Source organism: Burkholderia sp. BCC1047 (genome assembly GCF_902833155.1).
GTDB lineage: Bacteria > Pseudomonadota > Gammaproteobacteria > Burkholderiales > Burkholderiaceae > Burkholderia > Burkholderia sola.
Map to the genome: position 1 here is coordinate 1 of NZ_CADFEH010000011.1, position 15,920 is coordinate 15,920.

The 15,920-nt window shown below is 66.8% G+C and carries 11 protein-coding genes; 5 read left to right on the forward strand and 6 right to left on the reverse strand.

From position 1 onward, the window contains the following. Positions 1-109: 109 nt before the first annotated feature. On the reverse strand, positions 110-1,369 hold the full coding sequence (locus HWX55_RS13700; protein WP_050010854.1) for an oligosaccharide flippase family protein: 1,260 nt from the start codon (positions 1,367-1,369) through the stop codon (positions 110-112). A gap of 563 nt (positions 1,370-1,932) precedes the next feature. Here HWX55_RS13700 and HWX55_RS13705 point away from each other — a divergent pair. After that, complete coding sequence (locus HWX55_RS13705) at positions 1,933-3,786, forward strand: alpha/beta hydrolase (protein ID WP_175976063.1); 1,854 nt, start codon at positions 1,933-1,935, stop codon at positions 3,784-3,786. A gap of 161 nt (positions 3,787-3,947) precedes the next feature. On the opposite strand, the gene HWX55_RS13710 is transcribed toward HWX55_RS13705, so the two are convergent. Then, a complete protein-coding gene (locus HWX55_RS13710; protein WP_244140563.1) occupies positions 3,948-4,514 on the reverse strand; it encodes a hypothetical protein in 567 nt (188 codons plus the stop codon). Between HWX55_RS13710 and HWX55_RS13715 the strand changes: the two genes are divergently transcribed. From HWX55_RS13715 to HWX55_RS13725, 3 genes are read left to right on the forward strand one after another with little or no spacing between them, the layout of a single operon-like run. Next, complete coding sequence (locus tag HWX55_RS13715) at positions 4,513-5,730, forward strand: polysaccharide biosynthesis/export family protein (RefSeq protein WP_050010859.1); 1,218 nt, start codon at positions 4,513-4,515, stop codon at positions 5,728-5,730. The two genes, HWX55_RS13710 and HWX55_RS13715, sit on opposite strands and share 2 nt — an antisense overlap. Before the next feature lie 59 nt (positions 5,731-5,789). Continuing rightward, complete coding sequence (locus tag HWX55_RS13720; RefSeq protein ID WP_175976064.1) at positions 5,790-8,069, forward strand: polysaccharide biosynthesis tyrosine autokinase; 2,280 nt, start codon at positions 5,790-5,792, stop codon at positions 8,067-8,069. Beyond that, the gene (locus tag HWX55_RS13725; protein WP_175976065.1) at positions 8,066-9,445 is read left to right on the forward strand and encodes an oligosaccharide repeat unit polymerase; all 1,380 of its coding nucleotides are present in this window, start codon (positions 8,066-8,068) and stop codon (positions 9,443-9,445) included. Before HWX55_RS13720 ends, HWX55_RS13725 begins: the two co-directional genes overlap by 4 nt. A gap of 40 nt (positions 9,446-9,485) precedes the next feature. Here HWX55_RS13725 and HWX55_RS13730 read toward each other — a convergent pair whose 3' ends face one another. The 4 genes from HWX55_RS13730 to HWX55_RS13745 all read right to left on the reverse strand — a co-directional run bounded on the left by HWX55_RS13730 (position 9,486) and on the right by HWX55_RS13745 (position 14,284). After that, entirely contained in the window at positions 9,486-10,538 is a 1,053-nt protein-coding gene (locus HWX55_RS13730) for an acyltransferase (RefSeq protein ID WP_175976066.1), read from the reverse strand. A gap of 130 nt (positions 10,539-10,668) precedes the next feature. Continuing rightward, positions 10,669-11,748 carry a glycosyltransferase family 1 protein gene (locus HWX55_RS13735; protein WP_175976178.1) on the reverse strand — a complete coding sequence of 360 codons (1,080 nt, stop codon included), beginning with the start codon at positions 11,746-11,748 and terminating at the stop codon, positions 10,669-10,671. A 21-nt stretch (positions 11,749-11,769) separates the two neighbouring features. Then, positions 11,770-12,918: a glycosyltransferase gene (locus HWX55_RS13740; protein WP_124554161.1), complete on the reverse strand. Its 1,149-nt coding sequence runs from the start codon at positions 12,916-12,918 to the stop codon at positions 11,770-11,772. 319 nt (positions 12,919-13,237) lie between these two features. Beyond that, positions 13,238-14,284 (reverse strand): glycosyltransferase family A protein, encoded by a 1,047-nt coding sequence (locus HWX55_RS13745; protein WP_175976067.1) that lies wholly within the window; start codon positions 14,282-14,284, stop codon positions 13,238-13,240. Between the two features lie 288 nt (positions 14,285-14,572). On the opposite strand from HWX55_RS13745, the gene HWX55_RS13750 reads away from it, so the two are divergent. Beyond that, a complete protein-coding gene (locus HWX55_RS13750; protein ID WP_175976179.1) occupies positions 14,573-15,859 on the forward strand; it encodes a right-handed parallel beta-helix repeat-containing protein in 1,287 nt (428 codons plus the stop codon). The last annotated feature ends 61 nt before the right edge of the window (positions 15,860-15,920 follow it).

Below are 15,920 nucleotides of genomic sequence, written 5' to 3' on the forward strand. Positions count from 1 at the left end.
TATGGGTGTTCATCCGGCTGGGTTCCTGGAAGGTTGGGTGTTTGGCGACTTCCAGTCTCCCAGACTCAGTCCGGATGAACCATCGATACAACCTATTGAAGCTTCACAGCTAGCCGCGTCGAGCGACCGGACTGCCGGGCATCGGAATCCCGGCGCGATAGACGACGGTGGCGAGTGCCGCGGCGACTGCGGCCTCGGCCATCAGCACGGCGACGGCGGCGCCCCGCTCGGCGAAATACCTGGCGAGCACGGGCACCAGCACGATGTTCAGAATGCCCGACGACATCAGGATTCGCGTGAATGCCGACTTCATTCCGAGCGGCAGCATCGTCTGCACACCGAACAGGTCGGTCATGCCGGCCATGAACGGAATGAAGGCCATCCAGCGCAGCACCTGGACCGTCGGTTCGTACGAAGGGCCATACAGGATTCGCACGGCGAGCGGCGCGCCGAAGAAAATCGCGAGCGAGATGCCGAGCACCATCGCGACCTGCACGACGAACAGCTTGCGCAGGAACGAGAACGCGTCGTTGCGCGCGTGCCGCATCAGGTAGCTGATGCGCGGATAGGTGGCGGCCTTCAGCGGCTGCAGCATGCTGAGCGCCGCGCGGATCAGCTTGTCGCCGGCGGCGAAGTAGCCGGCCGCGACGTTGCCCGAGACGAAGCCGAGCAGCACGGTGTTGGTCGACGCGTAGAACGCGATCGACGTCGACGCCAGAAACACCTGCCAGCCGCCTTTCAGCGATTCGGCGATGTCGGCCGCGCCGACGCGCACGAAGTCGATTTCACGGTTGAGGTACAGATAGGCCGCCAACGCGATCGCGGACAGCGTCGGCACCGCTGCGTTGACGATCATCGCGCGGTCGATGTCCGCCGGGCTGTGCACGAGCGCGAACATGGCCGGCAGGCTCAGGATGCGCCCGACGAACAGGATCATGCTGAGCGCGCGCAGCTTTTCCATTCCCTGGAAATACCAGCCCGGCGTGAACGCCACGCCGGCGACCATCCCGAACCCGATCAGCAGCAGGTCGCGGTCTTCGCCGAAGCGCTCGACCGCAAAGGTCAGCGCGACGAGCACGACGAAGCAGATCACCGCGATGCCGATCTGCGCGTAGAGCGTCGCCCAGAAGATGCGCGAGCGTTCGGCGCGGTTGTCGCGCGCGAGCGCGATGCGCGGCGTGGCGGTCAGGTCGAAGCTGTAGCTCGTGCAGTTGGTGAGATACGCGATGACGGCGAGCGAGAACGCGAGCTGCCCGTAGCCTTCGGGGCCGAGGGCGTGCGTCAGCAGCGGTGCGATCAGCAGCGGCACGGCGTACATCGAAATCTGCAGCGTCAGCAGCAGCAGGAAATTCTTCTTGAGGTTTGACATTCGCTCGGTCGGCGCCGTGAGTGTCGCGGTGCGGCCGCATGGGGCCGTGGTGCGCGCGTGCATCCGGTCGGCGCTGACCCGGGTTGCATGGGTGGGTGGCGCATCCGGCGTCGCCGGGCACGGCCACATCACATCGTATGGCGGCCATGATACGGGCCGCGCGGGACGACTATGTTCGCGAGCCTACCGTTCGCGGATTCCGTTCGTGCGCGCGGCATGAGTCCCGACACCGCGCGCGTCGTCGTGCGTTGTCGTCTCGCGACAGCGATGAATCTATTTGTAAGCTGCCGCACCGAAGGACGCTCGAACCGGGTGCTTTAATCGATCGCACTGTTTTGGTTCACGGTGCAAACCGCCCGACGATGCCTCGGGCACGCAACATCACCTCCCGCGGGCATGGGGAGCAGGGCAACGCATGGAACCGGGCGGGCCGCGCAGGGGCGCGGCGGGGGCCGCTGCCGCGCGTTCATCGACGAGTCGCACGATCGTGGATCGTTCGTTCCGGTGGAGCGGCCCGAACGCGTGTCGGCGTCCGATAAAAATACCGATCCGAGGAGTACCGATTGAAGCCGATTACGTTCGGCAGCTGCGTGGGGTGGCTGCACGAAGGACAGACGACACAAGGTGTGATCCTGTGCGAATCGCTGGGACACGAGGCATCGTGGACGCACAAGCTCATGCGGGCGATCGCCGAGCGCCTTGCCCGCGACGGCGTCACGGTGTTGCGATTCAACTATCCGTGCACCGGCGATTCCGCGGGTGACGACCGTGACGCCGATCGGTACGCCGCGACCGTCGGCAGCATTCACGATGCGATCGATCTGCTGCGCGACCAGGTCGGTGTCGCATCGCTGACGCTCGTCGGAATCCGCGCGGGCGCGCTGTTCGCGATGCTGGCCGCCGCGGGCGACGGGCAGCACCCGTCGCCGCGCGTCGACGCATTGGTGGCGCTCGCGCCGGCCGTGCGCGGACGCGCTTACCTTCGCGAGCTGTCGTTCGTGCATCGCCAGTGGCTCGACGTCACGTCGCCTGCGATTCGCATCGCCCATCGTGACGAGCCCTGCATGAACGTGCTCGGGCACCGCTTTCCGGACGATTTCGTCGCCGCGTTGAAGGCGGTCGATCTGTGCGACGTCGTGCGCGATGCGCCGAGGCTGCCTCGCGCGATGCTGCTGATTCAGCCCGATCAGGACGGACCTGCGTTGCGCGATGCGCTGCTCGCGCGGGGTGTGAACGTGGCGGCCGATCCGTTCCGCGAATGGTCGACGACGATGCTGGACGGTACGCGCTCGCGCCTGCCGCTGGCCGCCATCGACACGCTCGCGCGCTGGATCGGCGAATGCGTGCCGCGCACGGCCGCCGGCGTCGACCCGATGTGGCGGCATGATCCACCCTGGAACGGCGAATCGGCCGCCGCGCTCGACATGACCGACATGACCGAGCAGGTCGTCGCGGTCGGGCCGGACCGGTTGGTCGGCGTACTGTGCCGTCCCGCCGATACGGGGCCGGCGAATCCCGCCGCTCCGGCGCTCGTGATCGCGAACACGTCGACGAATCCGCGAAGCGGCGAAGGGCGCTTCAGCGTGCGCCTCGCGCGGACGCTCGCACGCGCCGGCGTCACGACGCTGCGGATCGACGTGAACGGCGTCGGCGACAGCGGCGCGGCCGCGCTCGACGACCAGTCATGCGTCGTGTATTCGGCGCAATCGAGCGACGACGTGGCGGCCGCCGCCGACTGGCTGCGTGCGCTCGGCCATCCTGACGTGGTCGCGGCCGGCATCTGTTCCGGCGCCTATGCGGCATTGCATGCGGCCGTGAAGACGCCGTCGCTCGGCGGCGTGATCGCGATAAACCTGGCGCGCTTCGTGTGGCCGGCCGGGCTCTCGCTCGACGCGGTACAGAAGCAGCGGAACAACTCGGTGCGCGGCTACTGGCTGTCGGTGCGCGACTGGCAGAAGTGGAAACGCCTCGTGCGCGAACGGCGCGATTTGCGGCCGATCGCGCGCGCCGTCGCCGCCAATGCGATCGCGCGAGTCAGCGTGCCGGTGAAGGAGGCGGCCGCGCGCGTCGGCTGGAAGCCGCGCGCCGGCACCCCACGCGGCGTGATGCACGTGCTTGCGCAACGCAATGTCCGCACGACCCTGGTATATGGCGCGCTCGATCCCGGCATCGACGATGTCCGGCGCCACTTCGGCGCGATCGAGCACGCCTTCAGATGCTCGCGTCACGTGCGGCTGCACCTCGAGCCGCAGGTCGATCACGCTGTGTACGGCGCGGTCGGCACGGACATCGTGATCGAGCGGTGCTTGCAGGCGCTCGGCCGCGACTTGATGAGGCCGGCCGTGCACGTTGCCGATCCCGTCGCGCGTGAAGCGGCTGCGGGATCGTACGCAAACGTATCGGTCGGCAGCCCGTGATGCGCGCGGTGCCGCATGCGTCGGCGCTTTGGGGCGCGATCCACGCTTCGTATGAAGATCGACGTTCGGTGGGGTCGCTCACAGACGCGCCGTTCGCCGTGGTGTCCAATCCCTTATCGATGCATGCACGGTCGTGCCGCGGCATGACCGGCCGGGACGGGTCAGTCGCGATCGCCCGGCTCCGCATAGGGTGATTTCGCGTAGGGCGATGCGTACAACGTGTCGCTGCGCCATACGTCGTCGGCGGGCGCATGGGCGACCTGCGCGCGATGTGGCCGCGTCGGCACGAGCGGCCGGCGCAACGCGATGCGGGCCCGCGTGTCGGGCTGGACGGCGGCGCTCGCGGCTGAACGAGCGATCGCGGGTGCTGTTGCCGCAGATGCAGCCGCGGACGCAGTCGCGGCGGGTTCGGCGGCCGCGCTCGCGCCGGCGGCTTGCGCCGAGCGTTGTGGCGGCACCGGCGCAACGAGCGTCGACGACGCGAAGGGCGCTGTGTCGGCAGGCATGCCGGACAGCGTTTGCGCACCGGCGGTACAGAGGAAGCCGGTCGACACGATGCAGACGAACGGCGCAAGCGACGAAGAGAAGTTCATGACGGATCGTACGGAATGACGTGCGGTGAAGAGGGTGGTGCGGCTGCAAGCTGCAATGCAAGCCGCGCTGGGCAAGCGTAATGCCGGAATTCGCCGCGTTCGGCGGGTTACCGCACAGTTTTGGAAGGACACCATGTCAATCACCACGCAACCGGAATCGACGCGCGGCACGCCGCGGCCCGGCGCCCGTCGCGCACCGTGGCTGTCGCGCATGGCGATCGTGGCGGCCGCATGCGCGCTGAGCGCATGTGCGCTGTCGCCGGGCATGACTTACCGCGCGCCGGCGGAGCGCGACGCGAATGCGCGCGTGAGCGCCGACGCATCGGGTTCGGGCGGCCTCGACGGCGTGCAGAACGTGTCGAGCGAGGATCTGATCGAGATCACGCCGGCATTCGTCGCCCAGCACCAGGCGGGGCGGTCGGCCAATGTCGACGCGGAGATCCGCCGGCTGTTCGGCAAGCCGACGCCGTACACGATCGGCCCCGGCGACGTGCTGGGCATCGTCGTATGGGACCACCCCGAATTGAACCTGCCGACGACACAGACGCTCGGCGGCGGCGATGGCGTCGGCGCCAGCTCGGTCGCGACGGGCTATACGGTCGACGCGACCGGCAACGTTCAGTTCGCGTACGCGGGCCTCGTGCACGTGGCGGGATTGACCGAGGCACAGGCGCGCGCGCTGCTGACGAAGCGGCTCGGCGAATACGTGCGCAAGCCGCAGCTCGCGCTGCGCGTGCAGAGCTACCGCAGCAAGCGGGTCTATCTCGACGGCGAGGTGCGCACGCCGGGCCTGCAGATCGTCAACGACATGCCGATGACGCTGCCCGAGGCGATCGACCGCGCGGGCGGTTTCACCCCGACGGCGGATCGGTCGCAGGTCTCGGTGACGCGCGGCGACACGACCGTGAACGTGAGCCTGCCTGCCCTGATCGCGGCGGGCGTGAATCCGTCGAACATCCTGTTGCGCGACGGCGATCTCGTGCGCGTGCGTGCGGCGAGCGACGCGAAGGTATTCGTGCTCGGCGAGGTATCGCGGCCCGCGACGCTGACGTTGACCGACGGCCGGATGAGCCTCGGCGAAGCGCTCGGCGACACGGGCGGCGTGAGTCAGTACACGTCGGATGCGCGCCAGGTGTTCGTCGTGCGCCGCGGCCCCGACAATCGCCCGCGGGTGTACCACCTCGACGGCAGCTCGCCCGCGTCGTTCGCGCTCGCCGACCAGTTTCCGCTCGAGCGGCGCGACGTCGTGTTCGTCGATGCGTCGTCGCTGGTGCGCTGGAGCCGCGTCGTGAACCTGCTGATTCCGTCGTCCGCGCAAGGTGCGCTGACGGCGAAAGCCATTTCGCCGTGATGCCCGAGGCGGATTTCGTGACCGCGACCGTGCGTCGCGCCATACGGGACTGATGCTGTATGAACACTTCGACCCTGCCTGACCCGCACAGCGGGCGCATTCTGCGGCCGTCCTATCCGGTGCGCCGCTACTGGAGCATGCTGTATGGCGGCCGGCGACTGATCGTCTGCACGGCGCTCGCGGGCGCGCTCGCGGGTGGCCTATATGCGCTGTTCGCGGCCCCCGTTTACCGCTCCGACATCCTGTTCCAGGTCGAGCAAAGCCAGACCGATTCGAAGCAGACGTCGCCGCCCGGCGATCCGTCGTCGGTGTTCGATCTGAAGACCGATGCATCGACCGAGATCGAGGTGCTCAAATCCCGTGCGGTGCTCGACCGCGCGATCCAGAGCACGAACCTCGCCCTCGACGCACGGCCGCATTACCTGCCGCTGATCGGCTGGCGCTTCGTGAACGCGGCCGACGGGTTGTCGTCGCCGTTGCCGGGCGGATATGTGTATGGCACCGAGCGCATCGACGTGCCGACCTTCGACGTGCCCAAGCGCCTGCTCGGCAAGCGCTTCGCGCTGACCGTCGGCGACGACGGCGCCTACACGCTGCAGCGCACGGGATTTTTCGGCCGGAAAGGACCGGCATGGCAGGGCCGCATCGGCCAGCCGCTGCACGTCGAGACGCCGCAAGGGCCGATCGACGTGTTCGTGCGCGACGTGGCCGGCCAGCCCGGCGCACGCTTCGACCTGACGCGCTACAGCGACGAGGAGGCGACGACGTGGCTGCAGAAGAACGCGCTGATCTCGGAGCGCGGCAAGCAGTCGAACATGATCGGCGTGACGCTCGACGGCATCGATCCCGTGCACGACAGCCGCGTGCTGAACGCGATCGGAGATGCGTATCTGGCGCAGAACACGCAGCGCAAGTCCGAGGCGGCCGACAAGCTGATCCGATACATGGACGGCCAGTTGCCGCAATTGAAGGCGCAGCTGGAAGCGGCGGAGAGCCGCTTCAACGCATTCCGTGCATCGCACGGGACGGTCAATACGAGCGATGAGGCACTGGCATTGCGTCAACAGTCGGTCGACATCGAGACGCGCGTGCAAACGCTGCAGCAGCGGCGCGAGGAACTGCTGACGCGCTTCATGCCGAAGCATCCGGCCATCGTGGCCGTCGATGCGCAGCTCGCCGATGCGCAGCGCTCGCTCGACACGGCCCGCAAGCAGATCCAGCAACTGCCGACCGTCGAGCAGGGCGTGCTGCAACTGCAGCGCGACGTGGCCGTCGACACCGCGCTGTACACGAACCTGCTCAATACGCGCCAGCAGATGGTCCTCGCGCGAGCCAGCAAGACGGGCACCGTGCGGATCGTCGATACGGCGAAGGTCGCCGAGCAACCGATCGGTCCGCATCGCGGGGTCGCGGTGGTCGGCTTGCTGATGGTCGGCCTGCTGGCGGGCGCGGCGATCGTGGTCGCCCGGCAGCGTGTCGTCGGCACGATCGGCGACGCGGAGGAAATCGAGTGGGCGACGGGTTTGCCGGTGTTCGCGACGGTCCCGCACAGCGCCGTCGCGGCACAAGCGGAGCTGCGGTCAAAGGTGCGCCGGCGCGGCCAGCGCATGCTGGCGACGCAGGCCCAGGCCGAGGGGCAGGACGCGGCGCTCGAAAGCCTGCGTAATTTCCGGGCGTCGCTGCAACTGTCGATGCCCGCCGCATCGAATTCCGTCGTGCTGATTTCCGGCCCGACGACGGGCGTCGGCAAGTCGTTCGTCGCGGCCAACATCGCGTCGCTCGTGGGCGCCGCGAAGCGGCGCGTCCTGCTGATCGATGCCGACTTGCGCAAGGGCTCGCTGCACGACCGGTTCCGCTATAGCCGTGCGCCAGGGCTGTCCGACGTGGTGGCGGGCACCCACACGCTCGACGACGCAATCAAGCGCGGCGTCGCACCGGGCCTGGATTTCATCGCGATGGGCAACGTCGTTCCCGATCCGGGCGAACTGCTGCTGCAGCCCGCGCTCGCCGAACTGATCGAGCGGGTCGCGTCTCGCTACGACATGGTCGTGCTCGACGGCCCGCCGTTGCTCCCGGTCGCCGATGCGCTGGTGCTGGGGCGCCTGGCGGGCACCGTGTTCCTCGTCGCGCGGAGCGGCGTGACGACGTTGACGGAACTCGACGAAAGCGCGCGGCGGCTCGAGCACGCGCATATCGGCGTGCGCGGCGTGATCCTGAACGACTACAAGGGCGCGCCGGGACGGTACGACTACGGCTACAACGATGCGAACACGCATCAGGCCACGTCCGGGTTGACGGGGATGATGGCGTCGCGGCAACGGGCGGAACGCCCGTCATGAACCGGCGAGCGGGCAGGGTTGGGGCCGGGCCGCGAGGCCTCGCGACGTTGCGCGGGATGGCGCGCGGGCGCGGTGCGGCGGGCGGTTATACGGGCTACTGGTGGGAAGATCCGGCCCGGCTCGTGCTGATGTTCATCCTGCCGTTGTACGGATTGCTGTCGCTCAGCTTGCTGGGCGACCAGAAGTCGATCGCGCGAATCTATTTCGACGGCTACTACGCGTTCGTCGGCGCGCTGTTCCTGATGGTGGTGGCGGCGACGGCGTGGCTCGCGACGACCGAAGCACGGACGCGGCGCGGGCCGCCGGAAACGCCCGTCGAGGTGCCGCCGCGCGTGCTCGATTGCCTGTTTGCACTCGCGCTGTTCGGCAATCTCGTGATGATGAGCGGGGTCATCGCGCGTCCGGCGCTGCTGCTCGAATTCCTGCACGGACAGGCTACCGCGTACGACATGCTCCAGCAGATCGGTCGGATCACCGGGTTGAGCTCGTTCACGCAGGCGACGGCGCCGTTCGTCGCGCTCTATTTCTACGTGTTCCGAACACCGGTGAAGGGCCTGAACCGCTACAAGATCTACATGGCCGTGCTCGCGGTGCTGACGCTGCTGCGCAGCTTCCTCTTCGCGGAGCGCCTCGCGTTGATCGAAATGGTGATGCCGCTCGCGCTGATGGTCGTGCGGTTCCGGTTGCACGGCCGGTATGCGCGGCTGCTGACGCTCGGGCCGTACGCGGCGATCCCGCTGTTGTTCGCGCTGTTTATCGCGAACGAGTACAACCGTTCATGGGAAGCCTATTACGTCAACATCTACGACAACATCTTCGACTTCGCGCTCGAACGGCTCGGCCTGTACTATTCGACGTCGCTGAACAACGGTGCGGGGATGCTCGCCGTGCTCGGCTGGGGGCAGGGCCATCCGATGTTCACGTTCGATTGGCTGATGCGCTTTCCGGTGATCGGCGCGACGTTCCAGCCGTGGTTCGATTCAAGCGACAGCTTCAACCTGTTTCTGAACAGCTACGCGGACCCGGAATTCAACAATCCGTCCGGGATCTTCGTCCACTTCTATGAATGGGGCTGGTTCGGGCTGCTCGACGCGGCCGTGCTCGGCTGGATGATTGGCCGCAGCTATGCGGGCTGGCGCAGCGGCAACGGATTCTGGTGCTGCGCGCACGCGGTGCTCTACGTGTCACTGATGGAAATCATGCGGACACCGAATCTGTTCAGTGGACGCAATTTCCTGCCGATCGTGCTGCCGATCATCGTGTTCCATTGGTTCGGGAAGCGCCCGGCCGGCGTTGGGCCTTCCGGGCATACCGGATCCGGACGCGGGACGCGCGCCGCGGAAACGAACGAGCGGGACGGCAGTGCAACGGCATAGCAGCTCGCAGGATGTCGTGGCCTCGAGATGATCCTGAAGCTCAAGCGGTACGCGTTCGTACCGCCGTGTCGCGTCCTGGCCACGCCGGGAAGCCGGCAATGTGCGCGAAGCCTGTCCGCAATGCGACCAGATAGACGACGATCGGGATCGCGACACCGGCCAGCGTGCCGAGTACGAGGTGTAAGGCGAGATCGGTGATGCCGGCGCGCATCAGCACGATCCGTACGGCCGCCATCGCGAAGATGTGGGTCAGGTAGATCGGCATCGATGCGCAACCGATTGCCGCCAGCCATGCCGCGCGTGCCGGCTGCGACGCATACCGATGCGCGAGTTGCAGCGTCAGCGCGATGCCCGAGAACGCGGCGGGAAGCGCCCAGATGCTCGTCGCGCCACCGAAGCTGTGAGCGAATACAACTGCGGCGACGAATGCCGTTGCCGTGGCGGCGCATGCGGTTGGCCCGCTGTTGCGCGCGAGCCAGCCGGGCAACGCCTGCGACGCAAGGACGCCCGCCACGAAGAACGGTGCGTTCATCAGCGTGATCGACAGGATGCCCCACTGCGTCGCCGCGCCGAGCACCAGCCCGAGCACCGCGCATCCGGCGAGCCAGCCGCGCGCCCGCGATGGCATGGGTGAACGCGTCGCATTCGGCACGGCCGCCGCGAAAGCCCGGATGCCGAGCATGCAGAGCATCAGCGCGTACAGGAACCAGAACTGTGCGAACGGTCGCCAGCCGATCGCCAGCAGGTCGTCCAGCGTGAACGGATGATTGGTGCCGTGCGACGCCATTGCAATCTGCACGGCGCCCTGCGCGATCGACCACAGCAGGTACGGATACACGATCGTCCTGACCTTCGACCACAAGAAGCCGTCCGGCGCGCGGCGCAGCGAGCTGCAGACGTGCAGGCCGGACAGGAAGAAGAACAACGGCATGTGGAACGTGTAGATCACGTAGTCGTTCCACGCGAATGCCGTGTCGGCCGCGCCTGTCGGCACAAGGTCGGCGGAAACGGCACCGCGCAGCACGTGGCCGTATACGACAAGAATGATTCCCGCGCCGCGGGCGACATCGAGGCTGGTTTCGCGAGCAGTCATGATGAAGGGGCGGTCGGCCCGTCAGGTTCCGCACCGCCGGGATATCGGACAGTCGTTCACTGTATGGCGGGCCGATGCGCAGGACAGTGCGGTGGGCGACAGTGGGTCGTCGTGCAGCCCGACGGATGTCCTACAGCCCCTCGAATATCGCCTTCATCATCTCGGCGCTTCGGCTCCAGCGATACTTCTCCGCGTGCAGGCTTCCCTTGCGTTTGAGCTCGGCCCTGAGTGCGTCGGAATCGAGCAGGCTCCGCAATTTCCGCGCGATGTCGTCCTGCGAATACGGATCGCAGTACAGCGCCGCATCGGCACAGACTTCCGGCAGGGCCGCCGATTTTCCGACTACGACCGGGCAGCCGTAGCGCATTGCCTCGAGAGGCGGTATGCCGAAGCCTTCGTAGATCGACGGATACAGGAAGCATGCGGCGTTCTGATACAGCGCCTTCAATTGTTCGTCGCTGATATAGCCGACGTACTTGACGTTCGGTTCCGCCGCCGCCATGAGGTCCTGTTTGCCGAACACGGTGGTGTTCTGCATCCCGACGATGACGAGATCGACCGACGGATCGTCGATCTGCCTGAACGCCGCGATCAGCCGGCCGAAGTTCTTGGTGGGATTCATGCTGCTGACCGCGAGCACGAACCGGTTCGGTGTCAGCGCATGCGTGTCGAGCACGCTGGTGTCCGGTTCCAGGGTGTCGAGATGATCCGCACCGAGCGGCACGACGCTGATCTTCTCCGCGGCAACCCCGCAGTGATGCGCGAGGCGATCCCGCGAGAAATAGGAGTTGGTCAGCACGCAGACGGAGGTTCGCGCCAGGATCCAGAACATGATCCGGTACCACATGCGAAACGGGCGGGAGAAATGCGCGGGGGTGTCGAATACGGCCGCGTCGTGCATGTAGATGATCTGCTTGCCGATGAAAATGGATGCCGAATTGCTGAGATTGACGATGCGGCCGCGGCGTGCGAACAACGGGAGCACCAGCTGTTCCCACACCACGCCCTTGTAAAAGCCGACTTTGACCGTCTTCGCTCCGCTTACCTCGATGCCCGGCTGCGGAGGCACCAGCACGGTTACCGGATCCTGCGGCTGAAACTGGATCAATGCGGCGATCAGCTCGCGTGCGACGCGTTGCACCCCGGTTGTCTTCTGCGTGGTGAATCGGCCGTTGTATACGAGTGGCTTCGGTTTCTTGAACGAGATCATGTCCATAAGGGGATATCGAAATCAGGCTTTGACGTGATCCGCTGCAACCGGCTTGAACTCGCGCGTGTCGACGCGCGGCTCGTCGGTGCCGAGTCCGTAAAGCGCATGCCATTGCCGGAAGATCGCGCTCATCGAAAACCGCTGAATGGCCCGCTTTCGCGCGGCTTCACCCATCCGCTCGCGAAGCTGCCGATCGTCGCGAAGGGCGCTCACGTACTCGACCATCTCGTCGGCGGTTGACGCGACATAGCCCGTCACACCGTGAATGACCACGTCGCGATTGCCGACAACGTTCGTCACGACGGCCGGAATTCCGGCAACCTGCGCTTCGATCAGCGCGACCGGCATGCCTTCCCAGCGCGAGGTCTGGACATAGATGTCGAGTTCCGACGTCAGCGCCAGCGCGCGTTCGCGGGTTACCCAGCCGCTGCATGCGACGGCCTCGCGCGCGGCGGAATCCGGGATCTCGGCCGCGTTGCCGCCGATCCACAAAAACTCGACGCTGGCGCCGTGCAACATGTCGGCGAGTCGCACGAATGCTTCATGGTTCTTCTGGAACGACGCGCGGCCGCTCATCCCGATCACGACCTTGTGGTCGTCGCGCGTACGGCGGGCCGGAATCTCCGCGACGTTCACGCCGTTTTCCACCAGGACCGCCGATCTTGGCCTGACTTTTCCGTTGATCTCGCCGAGCTCGCTGCCCGAGCACGCGACAATGGTGCCGCCGATGCGCGCCGCGATGCGCTCGAAGCTCAGATAAGCGAACTGCTTGATGGGCGACACGTCGCAGCGCAGGAATGACAGGCCGTGTGGCGAGTAGAGAACCGTTGCATTCGGGGCGGCGATCCGGGCAGCGATACGTCCCAGCACGCCGGCCTTCGACGAGTGCAGATGAATCGCGGTCGGCTTGCAGTCGCGCAGGGTACGGACGAGCGCGTGCACGCTCCGCAGATCCTGCCGGACGTTGACCTCGCGCACCATGTCGACATAGACCAGCTTCACGTCGGGCCGGAACAGCGTCGAGAAATCGGCCGGCGTTTCCGGCCGGATCGCGTGCAGCACCGTCACGTCCACGCCGGCCGCGGCGGCATGGTTGGCGAGATAGGTGAGCATCGACAGCACGCCGCCGCCGAATGCTTCGGCAATATGAACGATCTTTTCTTGGGTCATCTCTCGGTCTGTCGATTCGGTCGCGCTGTTCGTTACCCAGTGCGGCGATGGGGGCGGCGTATCGTCAAGTCGTCAGCGGGCCACGCATACCGTACGTCCGATCAATTACGCATTCCTGATTGATTGATGCACGATCGCCTCCGCCATTGTTTCCGGTCTGTCGGACTTGATCGCGCGAATACGCCACGTGGCGGCGAACATCTACGCGCCACACCTGCATCAACTGGTCCGGACCATTGTGAAGCGCACGCCGCACGCACTCGGTGCGATGGCTAACCGAACAAGCGAATCGGCGGCCGCAGTCGCGTCCGGATGGGATTCATCGCGCGCCGGCGCGTTGGTCGGGCGACTTGCGTACGCGAGCGAGCGGATTGGACAGATAGCGGATCGCGCGATTGCTCAGCGTTGACGAGGGCAGCAAACACGCGAGCGACAACACGGTGACCGCCGCCTTCTTGGCCGGGCGCCAGAACGGGTTGCGCAGCACGGTGTGCCAGTAGCGTCCCGATTCGCACAGGAACCAGCGCCAGCGCCGCGCGAGCGGCGCGCGATACAGCGTGCTCGCGAAGCGCGCCTTCTCGATGGCGAAGTCGAGCGGGGCCATCGGCAGCGCTTCCCGCAACTGCGTACCGGCAAGCGTGCGCAGGATCGACCAGCGGCGTTCGGCCTTCAATGCACCGGTTGCCGCGTCTTCCGAGTTGGCGAGCGCGAGGGCCGGGCCGTCGGCCGCGCTTGCGTTCGACTGCTGGTGCATGCGATAGCCGCCGAGCGTCGCATCGATCATGTGGACGGCGCCGAGCAGCGCGATGCCGTAGATCGCGTAGAAATCGGCGCCATGGAGATTGTCGGCAGTGACGGGCACCGGAAAAATGCGTTTCAGCGCAGCGACCAGGTACGCATTGCCCGATGCAGGCGGCGACGGGTACAGCCAGCCCGCGCGCAACAGGCGGCCGCAATCCGTATCGACCACCGACTGCGGCACGCTCGCGCCGGTTCGCGCGCCATCGTGCGCGATCACGTCGAGCCGGAAATGGACCTTCACGAAATCGCCGGATGCGAACGCGGCGAGCACGCGTGCCGCGGCGTCGGCATAGAGCAGGTCGTCCGCGTCGAGCAGGATGACGTAGCGCGACGTGACGTGCTCCAGCGCGCGGTTGTACGCGGCAACCTGACCGCGATTCTCCTGGAACACCGCGGCAATGCGCTCGCCGTACGAGCGAATGATGTCGCGCGAATCGTCGGTCGACCCGTCGTCGACGATCAGAACGCGGACGCCGTGCGCGGTCTGCGCGAGCGCCGAGTCGATCGCGTCGCGCAGGTACTTGCCGTGGTTGTAGTTGCAGATTGCGATGGTCAGGTCGGTCATGTGCGGAAGTCGGGCGGGCGCGCGGACGATCGGGGTCATGATACGGATCGCGCGGCTGCGCACAGTTCGCGAGCCTACCGTTCGGGAATGCGCGCGCGTATGGCATATCGCGTCGTCGATGCAGTACTGGAGCGCATGGTCTGATGACGCACCGAAGCCGTTCGGAGCCGCTGATCTAATCAAGGTTGGAGCGTCGCCGCTTTCGTCGGCTTGGCGGACAGGCCATGCAGCCGGCCGTCAATACGTGCGGTTCGACGTGCACGAAGACTTGCCAGGGAACGATACGATATGCATGAATTGCAACGCCTGTTGCGCATTGTGGTCGCCGGCATGTGCATGGCGGGCGCGCTATCGTGGCCGGCACTCGCCGCGCCCGCCACCTCCGCAACCCAACCGGCCGCGCTTGATGCGGCGGTACCGGACGCGTACGTGCGTCCGGACCCCGCCGCGGCCGATCAGGGCGACGCGCTGCAACGCGCGCTCGACGCGCTGCGGCCGGGGCAACGGCTCGTATTCGCACCGGGGCGGTATGTCGTCGGCCGGTCGCTCGTCGTGCGGCAGGCACGTGTGGTGCTGACGGGATTCGGCGCGACGCTGATCGCGACAGCGCCGAACGATCAGACGATCGAGTTGCGCGGCAACGGTACGACGCTCGTCGGGTTCCGGCTCACGGGAACCGGCACCACGCGTCTCACGACGCCGGAGTCGACGAAGATCGAGGTAACGGGGCGCGACGTGCAGGTGCTCGACAACATCGTCGACGGCGGCGCGGGCGCGGGCATTTTCGTGTTCGGCGGTGCGGATGTCGCGATCGTCGGCAACGAGGTGCTGTCGACGCTGGCGGACGGCATTCACATGACGCACGGTTCGCACAACGTGCTGGTGCAGGGCAACGTCGTGCGTGGGACGGGCGACGACATGATCGCCGTGGTGAGCTACCAGGCGGAAGGCGTGCTGACCCGCAACGTGATGATTACCGGCAACTCCCTGGAGGGCAACCCGTGGGGCCGTGGCATCACCGTCGTCGGCGGCGCGAACGTGACGATTTCAGACAACATCGTGCGCAACGTGCAGGTCAGCGCCGGGATTCTCGTCGCGCAGGAAGACAGCAACCGCACGGTCGGCTCGTCTGACGTCCGGATCGAGCGCAACGTGATTGCCGATATCCAGACGGCGACAGGTCGGACCGATTCGCGTCCGCTCACGCAGCAAGCGGCGATCGAGGTCAGCACGTGGTCCGGTTCGGTGTCGCGCGTGACCGTGATCGGCAATCGCGTTTCGAATGCGCGATTCGATGGCATTCGGTTGTGGGGCAACGTGTCGGACATACGGCTGGCGGACAATCAGCTGTCGGGGATCGGCGGCATGCCGGTGCGGGTCGGACCTGAACCGGATTGCGCAGCCGGCGCGTCCGCGGGCCCGGCCGCGAACCATCGGGCAAGGGGCGCGCCGTGCACGAGCACGCGCCTGTCTCGGCCGGGCGCGCCCGACGCCGTCGGCGCCGATACGTCACTGCTGCCACGCGTGCGCGAATCCGTCAGACGGGCGCGCTGGTCCCAACGCGGCGCCGATTGATCGTGCGGGGCGCGGCCAACGCGCCGGCGCGATTCGCATGCACCTGTCCGACGCTCGTCGG

Bases quoted from the DNA above. Each gene is read 5' to 3' on its own strand.
- HWX55_RS13715 (WP_050010859.1), top strand. From the start codon at position 4,513: ATGTCAATCACCACGCAACCGGAATCGACGCGCGGCACGCCGCGGCCC.
- HWX55_RS13730 (WP_175976066.1), bottom strand. From the start codon at position 10,538: ATGACTGCTCGCGAAACCAGCCTCGATGTCGCCCGCGGCGCGGGAATC.
- HWX55_RS13740 (WP_124554161.1), bottom strand. From the start codon at position 12,918: ATGACCCAAGAAAAGATCGTTCATATTGCCGAAGCATTCGGCGGCGGC.
- HWX55_RS13720 (WP_175976064.1), top strand. From the start codon at position 5,790: ATGAACACTTCGACCCTGCCTGACCCGCACAGCGGGCGCATTCTGCGG.
- HWX55_RS13745 (WP_175976067.1), bottom strand. From the start codon at position 14,284: ATGACCGACCTGACCATCGCAATCTGCAACTACAACCACGGCAAGTAC.
- HWX55_RS13700 (WP_050010854.1), bottom strand. From the start codon at position 1,369: ATGTCAAACCTCAAGAAGAATTTCCTGCTGCTGCTGACGCTGCAGATT.
- HWX55_RS13735 (WP_175976178.1), bottom strand. From the start codon at position 11,748: ATGATCTCGTTCAAGAAACCGAAGCCACTCGTATACAACGGCCGATTC.
- HWX55_RS13710 (WP_244140563.1), bottom strand. From the start codon at position 4,514: ATGGTGTCCTTCCAAAACTGTGCGGTAACCCGCCGAACGCGGCGAATT.
- HWX55_RS13750 (WP_175976179.1), top strand. From the start codon at position 14,573: ATGCATGAATTGCAACGCCTGTTGCGCATTGTGGTCGCCGGCATGTGC.
- HWX55_RS13725 (WP_175976065.1), top strand. From the start codon at position 8,066: ATGAACCGGCGAGCGGGCAGGGTTGGGGCCGGGCCGCGAGGCCTCGCG.